This is a genomic window from Pseudescherichia sp. (assembly GCF_031987975.1).
Classification (GTDB): domain Bacteria; phylum Pseudomonadota; class Gammaproteobacteria; order Enterobacterales; family Enterobacteriaceae; genus Pseudescherichia.
This window is the reverse complement of sequence record NZ_DALZYX010000007.1, coordinates 187635-207564: the sequence shown is the minus strand read 5'-3', so window position 1 is coordinate 207564 and position 19930 is coordinate 187635. Positions and strand designations below refer to the sequence as shown.

Here is a 19930-nt window from a genome sequence, read left to right as displayed (position 1 = left end):
TCACACCTCCTCCGGATTCGCCAGATAGCCCGTTGTATCCCCGATTGGGCGGCAGTTGGCGTTGGGTTTAATAACGATGCTGGGTTTTGTAAAGTGTGCGCCCGGCAACGGGGCAACGGCGGCCAGTTCACCGTGCTGTTTACGCAGCGTCTCGATGGGGCCAAAATCCAGCGCCCGCAGCGGGCAAGATTCAACGCAGATCGGTTTTTTCCCCTCCGCAACGCGATCGTGGCAGCCGTCGCATTTGGTCATATGCCCCTTATCGGCGTTGTACTGCGGCGCGCCGTAGGGACAGGCCATATGGCAATAGCGGCAGCCGATGCAGACCTCTTCGTTGACGACCACAAAACCGTCGTCACGCTTGTGCATCGCTCCGCTCGGACACACCTTCGTACAGGCAGGATCTTCGCAGTGGTTGCAGGAAATAGAGAGGTAGTAGGCGAAAACGTTTTGCTGCCAGACGCCGTTATCTTCCTGCCACTCGCCGCCTGCATACTCATAGATACGGCGAAAGCTGACCTCCGGCGTCAAATCTTTATAGTCTTTACAGGCCAGCTCGCAGGTTTTGCACCCGGTGCAGCGGCTGGAATCAATAAAAAATCCATACTGTGTTGCCATCGGTTACTCCTTAAACCTTTTCCACCTGAACGAGGTTGGTATGGGAGGGATTTCCCTTCGCAAGCGGAGAGGGACGCTGGGTGGTCAACACGTTAATGCATCCGCCCCGATCCACGCCTTTGCCATCCGGGTCGTACCAGGCCCCCTCACCTAACGCAACGACGCCAGGCATCATGCGCGGTGTCACCTTCGCCTCGATATGCACTTCACCGCGGCCGTTAAAGATACGCACCTTGTCCCCGTTGCTGATTTGTCGTTTTTGCGCATCGATCGGGTTGATCCACATCTCCTGGCGGCAGACAGCCTTCAGCACGTCTACGTTGCCGTAGGTCGAGTGAACGCGAGATTTATAGTGAAAGCCGGTGAGCTGGAGCGGATATTTTTCTATTAAAGGATCGTCATAGCTTTCAAAGCCTGGGGTGAAGATGGGCAACGGATCGATAACGTCTCCGTCTGGCAGATCCCATGTCGCCGCAATCTCTGCTAATGACTCAGAATAGATCTCAATCTTACCGGAGGGAGTAGAGAGCGGATTAGCCTGCGGATCTTCCCGGAACGCCTTGTAGGCGACGTGATGCCCTTCAGGGTCGCGCTTTTTAAAGATCCCCTGCTGGCGAAACGCCTCAAAGGATGGCAGCTCGGGGATGGCTTTTCGCGACGCTTCATAGAGGTAACGCAGCCACCCCTCCTGGGTACGCCCCTCGGTAAACTGCTGCTCAACGCCCATCCGTTTAGCCAACTGGGTGGTCATTTCATAAATTGTCTTGCACTCAAAACGCGGTTTGACGGCCTGTTCGGTGAAGATGACGTAGGACATGTTGCCGCTGGAGGCATCCAGCGCGAAGTCCATCTGCTCCGAGGCGGTGCAGTCCGGGAGCAAAATATCGGCATATTTTGCCGAGGAGGTCATATGGCAGTCGATAACAACGATCATCTCGCACTTTTTATCATCCTGTAGGATCTGATGGGTGCGATTGATATCTGAGTGCTGGTTTACCAGGCAGTTACCCGCATAGTTCCAGATCATTTTGATAGGGACATCGAGCTTATCCTTGCCACGTACGCCGTCGCGCAGGGCAGTCATCTCCGGGCCGCGCTCTATGGCATCCGTCCACATAAACATAGAGATGCTGGTGGCGACCGGATTTTCCAGCGTCGGCATACGTTCAAAGGGGATCTCATAGGATCCTTCGCGCGCACCGCTGTTACCCCCATGAATGCCTACGTTGCCAGTGAGAATGGCCAGCATAGAGATAGCCCGGGTAGTCACCTCACCATTAGCGCGGCGCTGCGGTCCCCAGCCCTGGCTGATATAGGCCGGTTTAGCGCTGCCAATTTCACGCGCCAGCTTGATGATGCGATCGGCGGGAATCCCGGTGATCGGCGCTGCCCACGCGGGCGTTTTAGCGATCCCATCTCTGCCCTGACCGAGAATATAGGCTTTATAATGGCCATTTTCTGGCGCACTGGCGGGAAGGGTTTTTTCATCGTAGCCAATGCAGTAGCGATCGAGAAACGCCTGATCGACCAGATTTTCAGTAATCAATACCCATGCCAGGGCGTTGACCAGCGCAGCATCCGTACCCGGCTTGATGGGGATCCACTCATCCTCACGTCCTGCGCCCGTATCGGTATAGCGCGGATCGATGATGATCATTCTGGCGTTTGACTTCTCGCGGGCCTGCTCAAGGTAATAGGTGACCCCGCCGCCGCTCATCCGCGTTTCGCCTGGGTTATTGCCAAACAGCACCACCAGCTTGCTGTTTTCGATATCTGACGGGCTGTTACCATCGGCCCAGCCGCCATAGGTGTAGTTCAGGCCTGCCGCAATTTGCGCCGAGGAGTAGTCTCCGTAATGATTCAGGTAGCCGCCACAGCAGTTCATCAGGCGCGCAATCAGGGTTTTTCCCGGCGGCCACGAACGTGTCATGGTACCGCCGAGCGTGCCGGTGCCGTAGTTCAGGTAGATTGATTCATTGCCGTAATCTTTAATAAGACGTTTCATATTATCGGCAACGATGTTGAAGGCTTCGTCCCAGCTGATACGTTCGAACTTGCCCTCGCCGCGCAGGCCGACACGCTTCATAGGATATTTCAGACGATCCGGGTTATAGACGCGACGGCGCATTGAGCGGCCACGCAGGCAGGCGCGAACCTGATGTAACCCCTCATAGTTGTCGTCACCTGTATTATCGGTCTCGACGTATTTGATCACGCCGTCTACCACGTGCATACGCAGCGGGCATCGACTGCCGCAGTTAACGGTGCAGGCGCTCCAGATAATTTTTTCACTGCCCGGGCTGAGGCTTTCTGCGGCGTTAGCTATGCGAGTGAATGGCGCGGTAAAGGTTGAGCTGGCAAGAGCCAGCCCGCCTATTGCCGTCGTCTTGACTAAACTGCGTCGGCTCACCTCTGCTGTCAGTAGTGCATCGGAGATCTTCTTTTTCATAGGGGCTCACTTTGCTGCCTGTAGGAAAATAAAAAGCAAACTGCCGTTATGTAGTTTTTTATATACCGAATTTGGTTAAAGCCAGTAGCACGCTCTGGCTTTCATACGAAGGCAGTATTACCCCTAAGGGAGTAAGAATTGTTGTTTGATATCAAACAGGCATAAAAAAAGCGCCCGTAGGCGCTTTTTTAAGAGTGAGGGTGGCTTAGCTTAGCCAATGTACTCCAGACCCTTCATATACGGACGCAGCACGGCCGGGATCTCGATGCGGCCATCGGCCTGCTGATAGTTTTCCAGCACGGCGACCAGAGTACGCCCTACCGCCAGACCAGAGCCGTTAAGGGTGTGCACCAGACGGGTTTTCTTGTCTGCTTTGCTGCGGCAGCGAGCCTGCATGCGGCGCGCCTGGAAATCCCACATGTTAGAGCAGGAAGAGATTTCACGGTAGGTATCCTGCGCCGGCAGCCACACTTCCAGATCGTAAGTTTTGCGTGCGCCAAAGCCCATATCGCCGCTGCACAGCAGCACTTTACGGTACGGCAGGCCTAACAGCTGCAACACCTTCTCAGCGTGGCCGGTCATCTCTTCCAGCGCATCCATGGAGTCTTCCGGACGCACGATCTGCACCATCTCAACTTTATCAAACTGGTGCATACGGATCAGGCCACGCGTGTCACGACCGTAGGAGCCTGCTTCTGAGCGGAAGCACGGCGTATGGGCCGTCATCTTCAGCGGCAGCGCCTCTTCCTCGAGGATCTCGTCACGCACCAGGTTGGTCAGCGGTACTTCCGCAGTCGGGATAAGAGAATAGTTGCTGCTCTCTGCCTCTTCGTCCAGAGGACGGGTATGGAACAGATCGCCACCAAATTTAGGTAGCTGACCGGTACCGTACAGCGTGTCCTGGTTGACCAGGTACGGGACGTAGTTTTCAATGTAGCCGTGCTGTTCGGTGTGCAGATCGATCATAAACTGGCTCAGGGCGCGGTGCAGGCGGGCAATCTGCCCCTGCATCACAACAAATCGGGAGCCGGTCAGCTTAACCGCAGCAGCGAAGTCGAGGCCTTTAGCCATCTCGCCCAGCGTAACGTGATCGCGGACTTCAAAATCAAACTTACGTGGCTCACCCCAGCGGCTAACTTCCACGTTTTCGCTGTCGTCTTTACCCAGCGGCACACAGTCATCCGGCAGGTTCGGCAGGGTCAGCGCGATGTCACGGATCTCCGCCAGCAGCGTCTCAAGCTCGGCTTTGGCGGCATCCAGCTCTTCGCCCAGCTTGTTCACTTCCAGACGTAACGGCTCAATGTCTTCCCCACGCGCTTTCGCCTGGCCAATGGATTTCGATCGCGAGTTACGCTCCGCCTGCAGGTTTTCCGTGTTGACCTGCAAAACTTTACGACGCTCTTCAAGAGCGCGCAGTTTATCTACATCCAGCTTAAAGCCCCGGCGTGCCAGTTTTTCTGCGACTGCGTCTGGCTCGGTACGCAGCAGATTGGGATCGAGCATGCTTATCCTGTGCTTATCGAATTGATATTAGAGGGAGTGGCCGCAGACGCAGCCACAAGAATTCACAGGTAACCTTACCGCAACGCCTCAATTAGCGATAGCGTTTTGTGGGGCTTTTATTGTCCTGATCGGCCAGCCAGGCGAGCTTTTCGCCAATCTTGCCCTCAAGACCTCTGCTGGTGGGGTGATAATAGCGCGTTTGTGCTATTTCGGGCGGGAAGTAGTCTTCGCCTGCGGCATAGGCGTTAGGCTCGTCGTGGGCATAGCGATACTGCTGGCCGTAGCCCATCTCCTTCATCAGTTTAGTTGGCGCGTTTCGTAGGTGATCGGGTACGTCATAGTCCGGCTTGTCGCGGGCATCGGCCATCGCCGCTTTAAAGGCGGTGTAGACGGCGTTGCTTTTTGGCGCGCAGGCAAGGTAGACAATCGCCTGGGCGATAGCGCGCTCCCCTTCTGCCGGTCCGACGCGGGTAAAGCAGTCCCATGCCGAGAGCGCAACCTGCATCGCACGGGGATCGGCGTTGCCGACATCTTCAGAGGCGATGGCCAGGCAGCGACGCGCGACGTAGAGCGGGTCGCCCCCGGCGGTAATAATGCGGGCATACCAGTAGAGCGCCGCATCCGGCGCGCTGCCGCGTACCGATTTGTGCAGGGCCGAGATGAGATCGTAGAAGCGATCGCCTTTGTTATCGAAACGCGCACTGCGTTCCCCGGCAATTTCGGTCAACAGCTCAGGCTTGAGCACCCGCTTGCCGCTTTCGTCAGCCTCGGCCATGTCGGCCATCATCTCCAGCGTATTCAGGGCGCGTCGGGCGTCACCGTTGACCAGTTGGGCAATCGCCAGCCGGGTCTCATCCGGCAGGACGATATTCTGCCCGCCGTAGCCACGCTCTTTATCGCTAATAGCCTGATCCAGCACCTGTTCGATATCCTCAACGGAGAGGGATTTCAGCAGGTAGACGCGGGCGCGGGAGAGCAGTGCCGAGTTAAGCTCAAACGAAGGGTTTTCGGTCGTGGCCCCGATAAAGGTGATGGTGCCGTCTTCAATATGCGGCAGGAAAGCATCCTGCTGGCTCTTATTGAAGCGGTGGACCTCGTCCACAAAAAGAATGGTACGGCGACCGGCGTTGCGACGCTGGCGGGCGCGCTCAATGGCCTCTCGGATCTCTTTAACGCCAGAAGTCACCGCGGAGATACGCTCAACGTCGGCGTTAGCATAGTGGGCAATCACTTCGGCAAGGGTTGTCTTACCGGTACCAGGCGGCCCCCAGAGGATCATCGAGTGCAGCTGCCCGGCTTCAATAGCCCGGGGCAGCGGCTTACCCGGTGCCAGCAGATGCTGCTGGCCGATATACTGCGCTAAGTTTTCTGGCCGCATACGGGCGGCCAGAGGTTGAAACGCGTTGTCTGAAAAATCGAGCGACAGATTGCTCACTCAGGCCTCTACTTGCGTTGGTCGTCCACCGTTACGCCCTGCGGCGGGGTAAAGGTAAATTTAGAGGGATCCACAGCGCCATTCTGCTGAGACTGCAGCTGGTAAGTGCTGCGCTGATCGTCCTGCTCAACGGCGCTGAACTGGTTAATAGTACCGTTCTGGCTCACGTTAATGGTGAACTGTTTCAGGTTACCATTTTTGCTTTTCGGCGTGAGCACGAAGTCGTTACCGGTTTGCTTAATATTGTACTGCTGCCAGTCGCTGGTCTGGTTACGGGCAATCAGCATGAACGGCGTATTGCTGGTAGCAGAGCTGAGATTGGTGGCCGTCGCCTGCTCAACGAACGGGTTATAGAACCACAGGGTTTTGCCGTCGGAGACCAGAATGCTTTCGTCCGGCTGCGTCATGTGCCAGTTAAACAGGTTCGGGCGCTTGACCCATAAATCCCCCTGACCTTCCTGCACCGCCGCGCCGCTGCCATCGGTTACTTTTTGCGTGAAGCTGGCGTGGAAGCTGCCGACTTTATCGAGGCGGCTTTTCAGATCGCTGGCGGCATCAGCCCAGACGCTGCTCGCTACCAGTGAAGAGAGTAATGCACAGGTCATTGCGATTTTTTTCATTATTAGTCCTTTTGCTACGTCTGCTACGTCGCTCCCGATCCGGGAGAACCTCTGACACTCATTGCAGGCTAAATCGGCAAAGAGTGAAAGAGGAAAAAGCTGATTTTTGACGAATTTACCCAAATTTGCACTCAGAGGCGCTACTCAAACGGCGGCGGAGCAAGCACCTCACGGTTGCCGTTATGGCCCGCCTCGCTGACGATGCCCTGGGCCTCCATCTGCTCGATGATACGCGCAGCGCGGTTGTAACCAATGCGGAACTGACGCTGAACCCCGGAGATCGAGGCCTTGCGCTTTTCGGTAACAAAGTTGACCGCCTGGTCGAACAGCGGATCCAGCTCTTCACCGGAGTCCAGTCCGCCGCCGCCGCCTTCGCTTTCACTGTCAGAGGTGATGCCTTCGACATACTGCGGACGGCCGCGCGCTTTCCAGTCCTGCACCACGGCATGAACCTCTTCGTCACGAACAAACGCACCGTGTACGCGCACCGGTGCCGAGGAGGAGTTAGGCCCGGAGTAGAGCATATCCCCCATGCCCAGCAGCGACTCGGCACCGCCCTGATCAAGGATGGTACGGGAGTCAATTTTGCTCGATACGGTAAAGGCGATACGCGTCGGAATGTTGGCCTTGATCAGACCGGTGATCACATCCACCGACGGACGCTGGGTAGCGAGCACCAGGTGGATACCGGCCGCGCGCGCCTTCTGTGCCAGACGGGCAATAAGCTCTTCGACCTTCTTACCTACCGTCATCATCAGGTCAGCAAATTCGTCTACCAGCACCACGATATACGGCAGCTTCTCCAGTACCGGATGGGTGGCGTCCATGCTGTCGCCCGGCTTCCAGTACGGATCGGGGATTGGACGGCCCATGCGTGCGGCTTCGGCAATCTTCTCGTTGTAGCCCGCAAGGTTACGCACCCCGAGAGCGGACATCAGTTTGTAGCGACGCTCCATCTCGTTGACGCTCCAGCGCAGGGCGTTAGCAGCGTCCTTCATGTCGGTAACGACCTCGGTCAACAGGTGCGGAATGCCTTCATAGACCGACAGCTCAAGCATTTTCGGGTCGATCATGATGAATCTCACGTCTTCCGGTCGTGCTTTATAGAGCATGCTAAGGATCATGGCGTTGACCCCTACCGATTTACCCGAGCCGGTGGTACCCGCTACCAGCAGGTGCGGCATTTTAGCCAGGTCGGCAATAATGGGGTCGCCCGCGATATCTTTCCCCAGCACCACGGTCAGCGGCGACGGGCTTTCGCGGAACTTCGCGCAGTCCAGCACCTCACGCAGATAGACGGTCTGGCGCTTTTTGTTCGGCAATTCCAGGCCCACGTAAGGCTTGCCTGGGATCACTTCCACCACGCGGACGGCCACCGTCGACAGAGAACGGGCCAGATCGCGGGAGAGGTTAGAGATACGCGCCGCTTTTACGCCCGGAGCCAGGTTCAGCTCGAAGCGGGTGATCACCGGACCCGGCGAGTAGTTCACCACATCGGCTTTGATGCGGAAGTCGTTCAGGCGAGCCTCAACCAGGCGCGCCATCTGCTCCAGGGCAAAAGTATCTACCGGCTCCACCTCTGACGGCGGCTGGGTCAGCAGATCCAGCGACGGCAGCGGCGTAGTCGGCCGCTGCGTTGGGCGGCTGTCGCCGTTACGCATCAGCAGCGGATGGATCAGACTCTCCTGCGCAGCGGGCTGCGGCGTTACGGGCGCGGCGGCAGGCTGATGCACAGGCTGATACTGCTGCTGTGGCTGTACTGGCGCAGGTGCGACAGGCTGCTGATACTGCTGCTGCGGTGGCGACACAGGAGCCGACGGCTGGGCAGGCTCTTCCGGCGGCAGCGTAAAGAGCGGCTCGCTTGGGCCGTCGTCCACCAGCGTTTTCATTGGGGAAAATTCAAAGTCAGCCAGCGAGAACGGATTTGCCGACGGCGGCTGCTCTGTTGAATAGCGCTGCTGCTGGGAAGCGGCAAACTGACGGGCCAGCTCCGCTTCGGCTGCATCATCTTCATCATCTTGCCACGTGTCGCCTTGCTCCCCGTGCTGATACTCTTCACCATAGCGCGACTGCTGGGAGGCGGCAAACTGGCGGGCCAGTTCGTCCTGATGCAGCGTATCAGCTTCATCATCGCTAAAAGGCTCAGGCTGCTGACGCTCGGCTTCACGAGCGGCACGTTCTTCGGCGATACGCTGCGAAGGCAGCTTGATCCCGTAGGAAGCCAGCTCTCGGCGGGTCGGCACGCGAACCCGGTTCGGACGCGGTAGCTGTGGGCCAATGCCCTCTTTGACCTGCGGACGCGGCGCACCACCGTCGGCCAGGCCGAACGCAGGGGCAGCGGTAGCGGACGCAGCAGCCGTCGTGACCGCTGCCGCAGCCTGTTTAACATCCGGTACGGCTGGGGCAAAGGTCGGCTCTGCTACCGGCGGCGGCGTCATCGCAGGCGCGGCTGGTGCAGGGGCAGGAGCAAATGGCTCTGGCGCAGCGGGTTCTGGCACTGGCTGATACCAGGCAGCAAGCTGCTCGCGTTCGCGGGCGCGTCGCTCCTCAACCTCTTCAAAATAGTAGAGCGGCGGACGGGTATGCTTAACCTCTTCCTCCGGCTCGGGTTCAGGCCCAGGTACTTCAGGCTCCGGCATGGCGGCTGGCGCAGCGGTGGCAACCGGCTCCTGCTGCCAGGCTGGCTCTGGTGACCAGACAGATTCCGGCTGCGGCGCAACGCTGGCGACGTGCATCTCGGGTGGATTCTGCGCCTGCATCGGTGGAACATAGTGCTGTTGCGGCTCAGGAGCGGCAGGCTGCCACTGGGCTTCAGGCGCAGGCTCAGAGAGAGTAGCAGCGGCCGGGATCGGGGCCGTTTGGGTCATCGGCGGCGTCGGCATAACCGGCTGCGATGGCGCAACGTACGCCTGGGCATCAGCGGTTGCCAGCGCGGCGGCGGCAAGCGGTTCAGCTACGCTCGGGCCGCTCAGGAGCGGATCGTACTCGTCATACTGCTCCCCCTGAGTAGCGCGATGGCCTGAGAAAAGCACGTCATTAGGATCGGCGGCTACGCCACGGGCGCTGTACTGCACCTCTTCCTCGTCGTCCATCCGTCGGCCTGAGAAGAGCGCTTCATCGGTTTTACGGCCCAGCGGGTTGGCAAACTTCTCTGCCACGCGCTTACGGCGGGCCAGTACCCCACGCATGATGCGGGTACGGCGAGACTCGCGCCGTTGTGCGGCTGGCTCGTCATCGTACTCCTCTTCGTCTTCGTACTCTTCGTCATCGACCCAGGTATCATCCCGACGGGTACGGTTGCTGGCGAAGGTAAGAATGTTGAGCAGCACGCTACCTATTTTCTCGGCGATGCTGACCCAGGACCAGCCCGTAAACAGCGTCAGACCGGCAGCCCAGACGCAGAGCAGCGCGATTGTGCCGCCGCTACTGTGCAGCAGCGGCATCATGGTGGTGCTGAGCAGGCTGCCGATCACCCCGCCGGAGGCAAAGTACCAGATATCATCGGCGTTGATGGCCGCAAGGCCACAGGAGGTGAGGATCAGGGCCAGCACGCCAATCAGACGCAGCGAGACGGCGAAGTAATCAATATAGTCATCGTTGGTGCGGTGCCGCCAGGCAAACCAGCAGCCGCCGACGATCATCACCGGGATGGTGTAGGCCATCACGCCAAAGATGAAAAATAGCGTATCGGCAAGCCACGCGCCCGGCGCGCCACCCAGATTATGGATAGGCTCATGCCATGCGGTTTGTGACCAGCTGGGATCGGAAGGGTTGAAGCTGAGCAGCGCGACCATCAGCCAGACTGCAAAAAGGGCGACAAGTATCAGTAACGCCTCAAGGAGCCGGCGTCCGCTGCTTAACTTGCTTAATGTGACTTCTTTGTCTTCAGTATATTCCTGGCTCAAGAAAGGCTCTCCAGGTCCTTGTTGCTAAAACGGAGAACAGTGTCAGGTTGCCCCGACACTGCTGCTGTATGGATTACCAGGAGTGTAATCAAACTGCGTCGATTTTGCACCTGTTCCGTGTTAGCGGGTTTTAATAACCAGACGATTACTCTGTTTGACCTCTTCCATCACCACATAGGTACGTGTGTCGTTAACGCCCGGCAGACGCAGCAGGGTTTCACCCAGCAGTTTGCGGTAGGCCGACATATCTGGCACGCGGGTTTTCAACAGGTAGTCGAAATCACCGGAAACCAGATGACACTCTTGAATCTCTTCAAGTTTTTGTACTGCGGCGTTAAATTGCTCAAACACATCCGGCGCGCCGCGATTCAGAGTAATCTCAACAAATACCAGAAGTGATGCATCCAGATAATGCGGGTTCAGCAGCGCCGTATAGCCCTGGATGAAACCCTGTCTTTCCAGCCGGCGCACACGCTCAAGGCACGGCGTCGGAGAAAGTCCCACTCGCTTTGAAAGCTCGACGTTAGAGATGCGCCCATCCTTCTGCAATTCATTCAGAATGTTACGATCGATGCGGTCGAGATCTTTGCCAGGACGCTTTTTGCTATCTACCATTATTATTGTCTCTCTGTATTCCTTCCCTACTCCTGTCTTGACCCTGTGCACTTCACTGTTCAGAGTCTTTGCCCGTCGCCATACGTTCCGCATTATCGTTATTTGCGCGGAGTATATTGGGGGCCTGCATTAAGAAGACGGTTGCCAGGCGCAGCCGGTGATATTGCCCGGAGTGTCTGTCCACGCCCCGTACGATGTCACTGGTTTGGTTACTGGCCTGGTTAAGGGCATCTTTATGCGTGATTTTATCCCACGCGCGAAACGCTGCTCTTGTCTTCCTCGAATGTTTTCGCAAATGCGCAGCGGATTGTCAAAGTAAAACATCTTTTTTTAGTACAACATGCCAGATATTCATCATCGACCCTGCCTAAAACTCATGTAATCTTCTTATAAAACTACCAATTTCAGTAGAATTAGTTATGGCCGCAGTTAATGAAAGGCTGTAGATTATTGGCCCTGCCTATTGCACATATCGTTAACAAAACTGCCATACCCTTTTTTTACCGCCGTAAATTCCCTACAATCCAGCCCATTGTCTGCCACCAACTATGGGGATCTCATGGGCACAGCTAAACATACTAAGCTGCTTATTCTTGGTTCTGGACCTGCTGGCTATACCGCCGCAGTCTATGCCGCACGCGCTAACCTCCAGCCGGTACTGGTGACCGGTATGGAGAAAGGCGGTCAGCTTACTACCACCACTGAAGTGGAAAACTGGCCGGGCGATCCGCACGATCTGACAGGTCCGGTGCTGATGGAGCGTATGCACGAGCACGCGGCGAAGTTTGAGACCGAAATCCTGTTTGACCATATCAACAAGGTCGATCTGCAGAACCGTCCGTTCCGCCTGACCGGCGACAGCGGTGAGTACACCTGCGATGCGCTGATCGTAGCAACCGGTGCGTCTGCCCGTTACCTTGGCCTGCCGTCAGAAGAGGCGTTTAAAGGCCGCGGCGTCTCCGCCTGTGCAACCTGCGACGGCTTCTTCTACCGTAACCAAAAAGTTGCGGTCATCGGCGGCGGTAACACCGCAGTTGAGGAAGCGCTTTATCTGGCGAACATTGCCTCTGAGGTGCACCTGATCCACCGTCGCGATACCTTCCGCGCGGAGAAGATCCTCATCAAGCGCCTGATGGACAAAGTCGCCAGCGGCAACATCGTGCTGCACACCCACCGCACGCTGGAAGAGGTGACCGGCGACCAGATGGGCGTGAGCGGCCTGCGCCTGCGTGATACGCAGAATGCCGACAACGTCGAGTCATTAGAGGTCGCGGGCCTGTTCGTGGCTATCGGCCACAGCCCGAACACGGCGATTTTTGATGGTCAGCTGGAGCTGGAGAACGGCTACATCAAAGTACAGTCCGGCATCCACGGCAATGCTACCCAGACCAGCATTCCGGGTGTCTTTGCCGCTGGGGACGTCATGGACCACATCTACCGTCAGGCGATCACCTCTGCGGGCACCGGCTGCATGGCCGCGCTCGATGCAGAGCGCTACCTCGACGGACTGGCTGAACTTTCTAAATAATCTTTACAAGTCAGTAACAAAGGTAAAAAAGGCGACTATAAGTCGCCTTTATTTTTGTCCCGTTGTAACATTGCGCAGCTCAAAAATCTGACAAACCACCTGCTAAGCGCGCAATGAATAAAACCCGTCAACAAGAATTAACCCGCTGGTTAAAACAGCAAAGTATTTTCTCCCGCCGTTGGCTGCTGGTGTCACGCCTGCTCGGCCTGGCTAGCGGTTTGCTGATTGTCGCCCAGGCCTGGCTGCTGGCGCGTATTCTCAATCACCTGATCATGGAAAATATCCCGCGCGAGGCGCTGCTGCTGCCGTTTATCCAGCTGGTGCTGGTATTTGTGCTGCGCGCCTGGGTGGTCTGGCTGCGCGAGCGGGTTGGCTTTCATGCGGGCCTGCACATCCGGTATGAAATTCGTCGTCAGGTGCTCGATCGCCTGCAGCAGGCGGGACCGGCATGGATTCAGGGCCGGCCCGCAGGCAGCTGGGCTACGCTGATCCTTGAGCAGATTGACGATATGCATGATTACTACGCCCGCTACCTGCCGCAAATGGCGCTGGCAGTGAGCGTGCCGCTGCTGATCGTGATTGTTATCTTCCCCTTTAACTGGGTTGCCGCATTGATCCTGCTGGCGACGGCCCCGCTGATCCCCACGTTTATGGCAATGGTAGGCATGGGTGCTGCTGACGCTAACCGTCGCAACTTCAAGGCGCTGGCCCGTCTGAGCGGCCACTTTCTCGATCGCCTGCGGGGGATGGAGACGCTGCGTATTTTTGGCCGCGGCGCGGCAGAGACCGACAATATTCGCAAGGCCTCGGAAGATTTTCGCAGCCGCACCATGGAGGTGCTGCGCCTCGCTTTCCTCTCCTCCGGCGTGCTGGAATTTTTCACCTCGCTCTCCATTGCGCTGGTAGCGGTCTACTTTGGCTTCTCCTACCTTGGCGAGCTGAACTTCGGCCACTACGGCACCGGGGTAACGCTGTTCGCCGGTTTCCTGGCGCTGATCCTTGCCCCTGAGTTTTTCCAGCCGCTGCGTGACTTAGGCACCTTTTACCATGCGAAGGCGCAGGCCATCGGCGCGGCAGATAGCTTGAAAACGTTCCTCGAAACGCCGCTTGCCCACCCCGAGGGGGGGGAAGCGCTGCCCGATGATAGCGACGGGATTAGCCTCTGCGCTCGCGACCTGTGGATCACCGCTCCAGAAGGCGCAGTGCTGGCCGGTCCGCTCAACTTTACCCTTGCCGCCGGACAGCGTGTGGTGCTGGTGGGTCAAAGCGGCTCGGGTAAGAGTTCGCTGATCAATACCCTCTCGGGCTTCCTCTCTTATCGGGGTTCGTTACAGATTAACGGTACGGAGCTGCGCGATCTCAACCCGGAGGCCTGGCGACAACGCCTGAGCTGGGTGGGGCAAAACCCGCAGCTTCCGGCGGCTACGCTGCGCGAAAACGTGCTGCTGGCGCGCCCTGATGCCAGCGAAGCGGAGCTGAACGCCGCGCTGGAGAGCGCCTGGGTGAGTGAATTTCTGCCGCTGCTGCCGCAGGGAATCGACACCCCGGTTGGCGACCAGGCCGCCCGGCTTTCCGTCGGTCAGGCCCAGCGCGTGGCGGTGGCGCGCGCCCTGCTCAACCCTTGCCAGCTGCTGCTGCTGGATGAGCCTGCCGCCAGCCTGGATGCCCACAGTGAACAGCGCGTGATGCAGGCGTTAAACGTCGCTTCCCAGCGTCAGACGACGCTGATGGTCACCCACCAGCTGGAAGGGCTTGCCGACTGGGACGCCGTCTGGGTGATGCAGAATGGTTCGATCGTCGAACAGGGTACTTTTGCCGAGCTTTCCGCCGCCAGCGGGGCCTTTGCCGCCCTGCTCGCCCACCGTCAGGAGGAGATTTAAATGCGCGCACTTATCCCGTTTCTTGCGCTCTACAAGCGTCATTTCTGGCTGCTGGCGCTCGGCGTCGTGCTGGCAATCATCACCCTGCTGGCAAGCATCGGACTGATCACCCTTTCGGGCTGGTTCCTCTCCGCCTCGGCGGTGGTGGGCGTGAGCGGGCTGTATAGCTTTAACTACATGCTGCCCGCTGCTGGCGTGCGCGGGGCGGCGATTACCCGTACTGCAGGACGCTACTTTGAACGGCTGGTCAGCCACGACGCCACCTTCCGGGTGCTTCAGCATCTGCGCGTCTCGACCTTCAGCAAGCTGTTACCTCTCTCCCCCGCCGGACTGGCGCGCTTTCGCCAGGGCGAGTTGCTCAACCGCATCGTGGCGGACGTGGATACCCTGGATCATCTCTACCTGCGGGTAATCTCCCCGCTGGTCGGGGCGCTGGTTACTATTGTGGTGGTGACCATCGGCCTGAGTATTCTCGATGTCACCCTGGCTCTGACCCTCGGCGGCATTATGCTGCTAACGCTGCTGCTGCTCCCTCCCCTGTTCTATCGCGCCGGTAAGCCCACCGGTGAGAAGCTGACTACCCTGCGCGGCGAGTACCGTCAGCAGGTTACCAGCTGGCTGCAGGGCCAGGCGGAGCTGACGATTTTCGGTGCCAGCGAGCGCTATCGTGCGCAGATGGAGAATACCGAGCTAAGCTGGCACGACGCCCAGCGCCGACAGTCAGAGCTTACCGCGCTGTCGCAGGCGGTGATGCTGCTGATCAACGCGGTTGCCGTGCTCGCCATGCTGTGGCTGGCGGCAGGCGGCGTTGGGGGCGATACCCAGCCTGGGGCGTTGATCGCCCTGTTTGTCTTCTGTGCGCTGGCCGCCTTTGAGGCGCTGGCACCGGTAACGGGGGCTTTTCAGCATCTGGGCCAGGTCATCGCCTCGGCTGTGCGGATCACCCAGATCACCGAATGTCCGCCCGAGGTGCACTTTAGCGACAGCCAGATGCCACCCCCCGCGCAGGCAGCGCTGACCCTGGATAACGTCAGCTTTAGCTATCCCCAGCAGCCGCAGAGGGCGCTGGACGGCCTATCGTTACAAATTGATGCCGGAGAGCACGTTGCTATTCTGGGCCGCACCGGCTGCGGTAAATCCACGCTTCTGCAGCTGCTGACCCGCGCCTGGGATCCTGTTGCGGGCGAGATCGCCATTAATAACCAGCCGCTTGCCTCTCTGAGCGAGCCGGCTCTGCGGGCGTCCATCAGCGTGGTGCCCCAGCGGGTGCATCTGTTTAGCGCGACCCTGCGCGATAACCTGCGGCTGGCTTCACCGACGGCGACGGATGACACCCTGGCGGCGGTGCTGGCTCAGGTGGGACTGGAGAAGCTGCTTGATGAGAGCGGTCTGAACAGCTGGCTCGGCGAAGGTGGCCGTCAACTCTCTGGCGGCGAGCTGCGGCGGCTGGCGGTAGCGCGAGCGCTGCTGCATGATGCCCCGCTGATGCTGCTGGACGAGCCTACCGAGGGATTAGACGCCACTACCGAAAGCCAAATTCTTGATTTACTTGAGCGCGTTACCCGGGAAAAAACCGTGCTGATGGTCACCCACCGCCTGCGCGGATTATCGCGCTTCGATCGCATTATTGTGATGGACAATGGTCAAATAATTGAGCAAGGTAATCACACAGCGTTACTGGCCAAACAGGGGCGTTATTACCAGTTTAAGCAACGGCTGTAGACGACTGACCAGGCACGGGGTGCCTGGTTCTATGGATCAATCATTGTTGCGTTGCGGAGCGTTGTCGCCATGCGCCTGGTTCAGCTATCACATCACTCTCTTGCTTTTCCCTCCCCGGAAGGGGCGCTACGTGAACCCAATGGACTGCTGGCGCTGGGTGGCGATCTCAGTCCGGCTCGCCTGCTGATGGCCTATCAGCAAGGCATCTTTCCCTGGTTTTCCGCTGGCGATCCGATCCTCTGGTGGTCCCCCGATCCACGGGCGGTGCTGTGGCCTGACCGCTTTCACATTAGCCGCAGCATGCAGCGTTTCCATAAACGTTCGCCCTATCGCGTGACGCTGAACCACGATTTTGACCAGGTGATTACAGGCTGCGCGACCGACCGGAATGAAGGAACCTGGATAACGCCCGCCGTGGTGCTGGCCTATCATCGCCTGCACGAGCTGGGCCATGCCCACTCCATTGAGGTCTGGGAAGGCGATGAACTGGTCGGGGGAATGTACGGCGTCGCCCAGGGCGCGCTGTTCTGCGGCGAATCGATGTTCAGCCGTCGGGTTAACGCCTCCAAGACCGCTCTGCTGGTATTTTGCGCCGAATTTTTACGCCAGGGAGGCGAGCTGATCGATTGCCAGGTATTGAACGAGCATACCGCCTCGCTGGGCGTGGATGAAATACCGCGCCGCGAATACCTGCAGCATCTCGATCGCCTGCGTCATCGGTCGTTGTCTCCCCGCTGCTGGCTGCCGCGCACCTTATTTACGCCAGCCCTATGAATGTTTTCGGCATATTTTCTTCCAGAGTGCTATAATAGCGGCGCAGAGTAGCTTCTGCCTGTTGCCCCGCCGCCGCTTGGGAATAGCTCGAATCAGGTAACGCCCATCGTTTATCTTATCGCTCCCCTTTAGGTTTGCGCTTTTTTGCGCCGCTTCGCTGGTGCGAGGGTAATACGCCAAGGTTACTTTGCTGCGTTTTATCAGCACAAATCTTTACTTAACAGACGAACTTCGGCATTATCTTGCCGGTTCAAAAATTTTGGTAGTGATACCCCGAGGACTAGATGGCCAAAGAAGACAATATTGAAATGCAGGGTACCGTTCTTGAAACGTTACCTAATACCATGTTTCGCGTAGAACTGGAAAACGGTCACGTGGTAACTGCGCATATCTCCGGTAAAATGCGTAAAAACTATATCCGCATTCTGACGGGCGACAAAGTGACTGTTGAGCTGACCCCGTACGACCTGAGCAAAGGCCGCATTGTCTTCCGTAGTCGCTAATCGCATCGCTGCTGTGCGGTAATTGCACAGATTATGAATAGTAAAAGGCCGGGAATTATCCCGGCCTTTTTTATTGGCGTTAGTGAGAGATTAATGCGCCGCTTCCGGCTTGTGCTTCTGCGCACCCTGGAAGCCGTAGGTCAGCTCGTTTTTCTCTGCGTCCAGCTCGACCGTCACCTGACCACCGTCCACCAGCGTTCCAAACAGCAGCTCGTTGGCCAGCGGTTTTTTCAGGTTGTCCTGGATCACACGCGCCATTGGACGTGCGCCCATCGCGCGATCGTAGCCCTTCTCTGCCAGCCAGTCGCGTGCTTCCTGACTGACCTCCAGCGAAACGCCCTTCTGATCCAGCTGTACCTGAAGCTCGACGATGAACTTATCCACCACCTGATGAATAACCTCGGTAGAGAGGTGATCGAACCAGATAATGTTGTCGAGACGGTTACGGAACTCCGGCGTAAAGATCTTTTTGATCTCTTCCATCGCATCGGTGCTGTTATCCTGGTGGATAAGACCAATGGATTTACGTTCGGTTTCACGTACCCCGGCGTTGGTGGTCATCACCAGCACCACGTTACGGAAGTCCGCTTTGCGCCCGTTGTTATCGGTCAGGGTACCGTTATCCATCACCTGCAGCAGCAGGTTAAAGACATCCGGGTGCGCCTTCTCGATCTCGTCAAGCAGCAGTACCGCGTGCGGATGTTTGATCACTGCGTCCGTTAACAGCCCGCCCTGATCGAAACCAACGTATCCCGGAGGCGCACCAATCAGGCGGCTCACGGTGTGACGCTCCATATACTCGGACATATCAAAACGCAGCAGCTCAATGCCGAGCGCTTTTGAAAGCTGAACCGTGACCTCGGTTTTACCGACCCCGGTCGGCCCGGCAAACAGGAACGAGCCTACGGGCTTATGATCCTGTCCGAGACCCGCGCGGCTCATCTTAATGGCTTCGGTTAAGGCCTCAATGGCTTTATCCTGCCCAAAGACCAGCATTTTCAGGCGTTCGCCAAGGCTCTTCAGCGTATCGCGGTCGCTCTGAGAGACACTCTTCTCAGGAATACGGGCGATGCGGGCCACCACCGTTTCGATATCCGCCACGTTGATGGTTTTTTTACGCTTGCTAACCGGCATCAAACGCGCACGCGCTCCGGCCTCGTCAATGACGTCGATAGCCTTATCCGGCAGATGACGGTCATTGATGTATTTCACCGCCAGCTCTACCGCAGCACGTACCGCTTTTGCGGTGTAACGTACGTCGTGGTGCGCCTCGTACTTCGGTTTCAGCCCGTTGATAATCTGCACCGTCTCTTCGACAGACGGTTCGGTGATATCAATTTTCTGGAAGCGACGCGCCAGCGCACGGTCTTTCTCAAAGATGTTGCTGAACTCTTGATAGGTTGTAGAGCCCATTACGCGGATCTTGCCGCTGGAGAGCAGCGGTTTGATCAGGTTGGCAGCATCGACCTGACCACCCGAGGCGGCACCCGCCCCGATAATGGTATGGATCTCATCGATAAACAGGATGCTGTTGCTGTCCTGTTCAAGCTGCTTCAGCAGCGCCTTGAAACGTTTTTCAAAATCACCGCGGTATTTGGTACCCGCCAGCAGCGAGCCAATATCCAGCGAGTAGATAGTGCAGTCGGCCATCACTTCCGGCACGTCACCCTGCACGATACGCCAGGCCAGACCTTCCGCAATCGCCGTTTTACCGACGCCGGACTCGCCCACCAGCAGCGGGTTATTTTTACGACGACGACAGAGTACCTGGATAGCTCGCTCAAGCTCTCTGTCACGGCCGATCAGCGGATCGATACCGCCGACACGAGCAAGCTGATTGAGATTGGTGGTGAAGTTTTCCATACGTTCCTCCCCGCCTGCCTGCTCTTCGTGATTTGCCTGGCTGCCGGGATCGGAAGCCTGATTCGGTTCGTCTTTCCGCGTGCCGTGGGAGATAAAGTTCACCACGTCGAGACGGCTCACCTCATGCTTACGCAGCAGATAGGCAGCCTGAGACTCCTGCTCGCTGAAGATAGCGACCAGTACGTTCGCGCCGGTCACTTCGCTACGGCCGGAGGACTGAACGTGGAATACCGCACGCTGCAATACGCGCTGGAAGCTGAGCGTCGGTTGCGTATCGCGCTCGTCTTCGCTGACGGGCAGCACGGGTGTGGTTTGTTCGATGAAGGCTTCGAGTTCCTGACGCAGCGCCACCAGATCAACGGAGCACGCTTCAAGCGCCTCGCGAGCCGATGGGTTGCTGAGCAGAGCTAGCAACAAGTGCTCGACGGTCATAAACTCATGTCGGTGCTCGCGCGCTCTGGCGAAAGCCATGTTTAAACTGAGTTCCAGTTCCTGGTTGAGCATTGGGCACCCCC

At 57.8% G+C, this 19930-nt stretch carries 13 protein-coding genes; 5 read left to right on the top strand and 8 right to left on the bottom strand.

The window, feature by feature from the left end; all coding sequences use genetic code 11:
• The 7 genes from RTN40_RS14370 to lrp form a co-directional block, all read right to left on the bottom strand.
• Window positions 1-618 carry a DMSO/selenate family reductase complex B subunit gene (locus RTN40_RS14370; RefSeq protein WP_312229050.1) on the bottom strand — a complete coding sequence of 206 codons (618 nt, stop codon included), beginning with the start codon at window positions 616-618 and terminating at the stop codon, window positions 1-3.
• 10 nt (window positions 619-628) lie between these two features.
• Window positions 629-3067 (bottom strand): dimethylsulfoxide reductase subunit A, encoded by a 2439-nt coding sequence (dmsA, locus tag RTN40_RS14365; protein WP_312229049.1) that lies wholly within the window; start codon window positions 3065-3067, stop codon window positions 629-631.
• 210 nt (window positions 3068-3277) lie between these two features.
• The gene (gene serS / locus RTN40_RS14360; RefSeq protein WP_268108521.1) at window positions 3278-4570 is read right to left on the bottom strand and encodes a serine--tRNA ligase; all 1293 of its coding nucleotides are present in this window, start codon (window positions 4568-4570) and stop codon (window positions 3278-3280) included.
• Between the two features lie 91 nt (window positions 4571-4661).
• Entirely contained in the window at window positions 4662-6005 is a 1344-nt protein-coding gene (locus tag RTN40_RS14355; RefSeq protein ID WP_312229048.1) for a replication-associated recombination protein A, read from the bottom strand.
• Window positions 6006-6013: 8 nt separating this feature from the next.
• The gene (lolA, locus tag RTN40_RS14350) at window positions 6014-6625 is read right to left on the bottom strand and encodes an outer membrane lipoprotein chaperone LolA (RefSeq protein WP_312229047.1); all 612 of its coding nucleotides are present in this window, start codon (window positions 6623-6625) and stop codon (window positions 6014-6016) included.
• Between the two features lie 140 nt (window positions 6626-6765).
• Window positions 6766-10530, bottom strand: coding sequence for a DNA translocase FtsK 4TM domain-containing protein (locus tag RTN40_RS14345; protein WP_312229046.1), 3765 nt, complete (start codon window positions 10528-10530; stop codon window positions 6766-6768).
• A 120-nt stretch (window positions 10531-10650) separates the two neighbouring features.
• Entirely contained in the window at window positions 10651-11145 is a 495-nt protein-coding gene (lrp, locus tag RTN40_RS14340; RefSeq protein ID WP_000228469.1) for a leucine-responsive transcriptional regulator Lrp, read from the bottom strand.
• A gap of 559 nt (window positions 11146-11704) precedes the next feature.
• On the opposite strand from lrp, the gene trxB reads away from it, so the two are divergent.
• From trxB to infA, 5 genes are all read left to right on the top strand, one after another.
• A complete protein-coding gene (gene trxB / locus RTN40_RS14335) occupies window positions 11705-12673 on the top strand; it encodes a thioredoxin-disulfide reductase (protein WP_312229045.1) in 969 nt (322 codons plus the stop codon).
• Window positions 12674-12786: 113 nt separating this feature from the next.
• Window positions 12787-14553: a heme ABC transporter permease/ATP-binding protein CydD gene (gene cydD, locus RTN40_RS14330; protein ID WP_312229044.1), complete on the top strand. Its 1767-nt coding sequence runs from the start codon at window positions 12787-12789 to the stop codon at window positions 14551-14553.
• Window positions 14554-16275 (top strand): heme ABC transporter ATP-binding protein/permease CydC, encoded by a 1722-nt coding sequence (cydC, locus tag RTN40_RS14325; protein WP_312229043.1) that lies wholly within the window; start codon window positions 14554-14556, stop codon window positions 16273-16275.
• Window positions 16276-16344: 69 nt separating this feature from the next.
• Window positions 16345-17049: a leucyl/phenylalanyl-tRNA--protein transferase gene (gene aat / locus RTN40_RS14320; protein ID WP_312229042.1), complete on the top strand. Its 705-nt coding sequence runs from the start codon at window positions 16345-16347 to the stop codon at window positions 17047-17049.
• Between the two features lie 284 nt (window positions 17050-17333).
• The gene (gene infA, locus RTN40_RS14315; RefSeq protein WP_001040187.1) at window positions 17334-17552 is read left to right on the top strand and encodes a translation initiation factor IF-1; all 219 of its coding nucleotides are present in this window, start codon (window positions 17334-17336) and stop codon (window positions 17550-17552) included.
• Window positions 17553-17642: 90 nt separating this feature from the next.
• Here the strand turns inward: infA and clpA are convergent, their stop codons facing one another.
• Complete coding sequence (clpA, locus tag RTN40_RS14310; RefSeq protein WP_312229041.1) at window positions 17643-19919, bottom strand: ATP-dependent Clp protease ATP-binding subunit ClpA; 2277 nt, start codon at window positions 19917-19919, stop codon at window positions 17643-17645.
• Window positions 19920-19930: the final 11 nt, after the last annotated feature.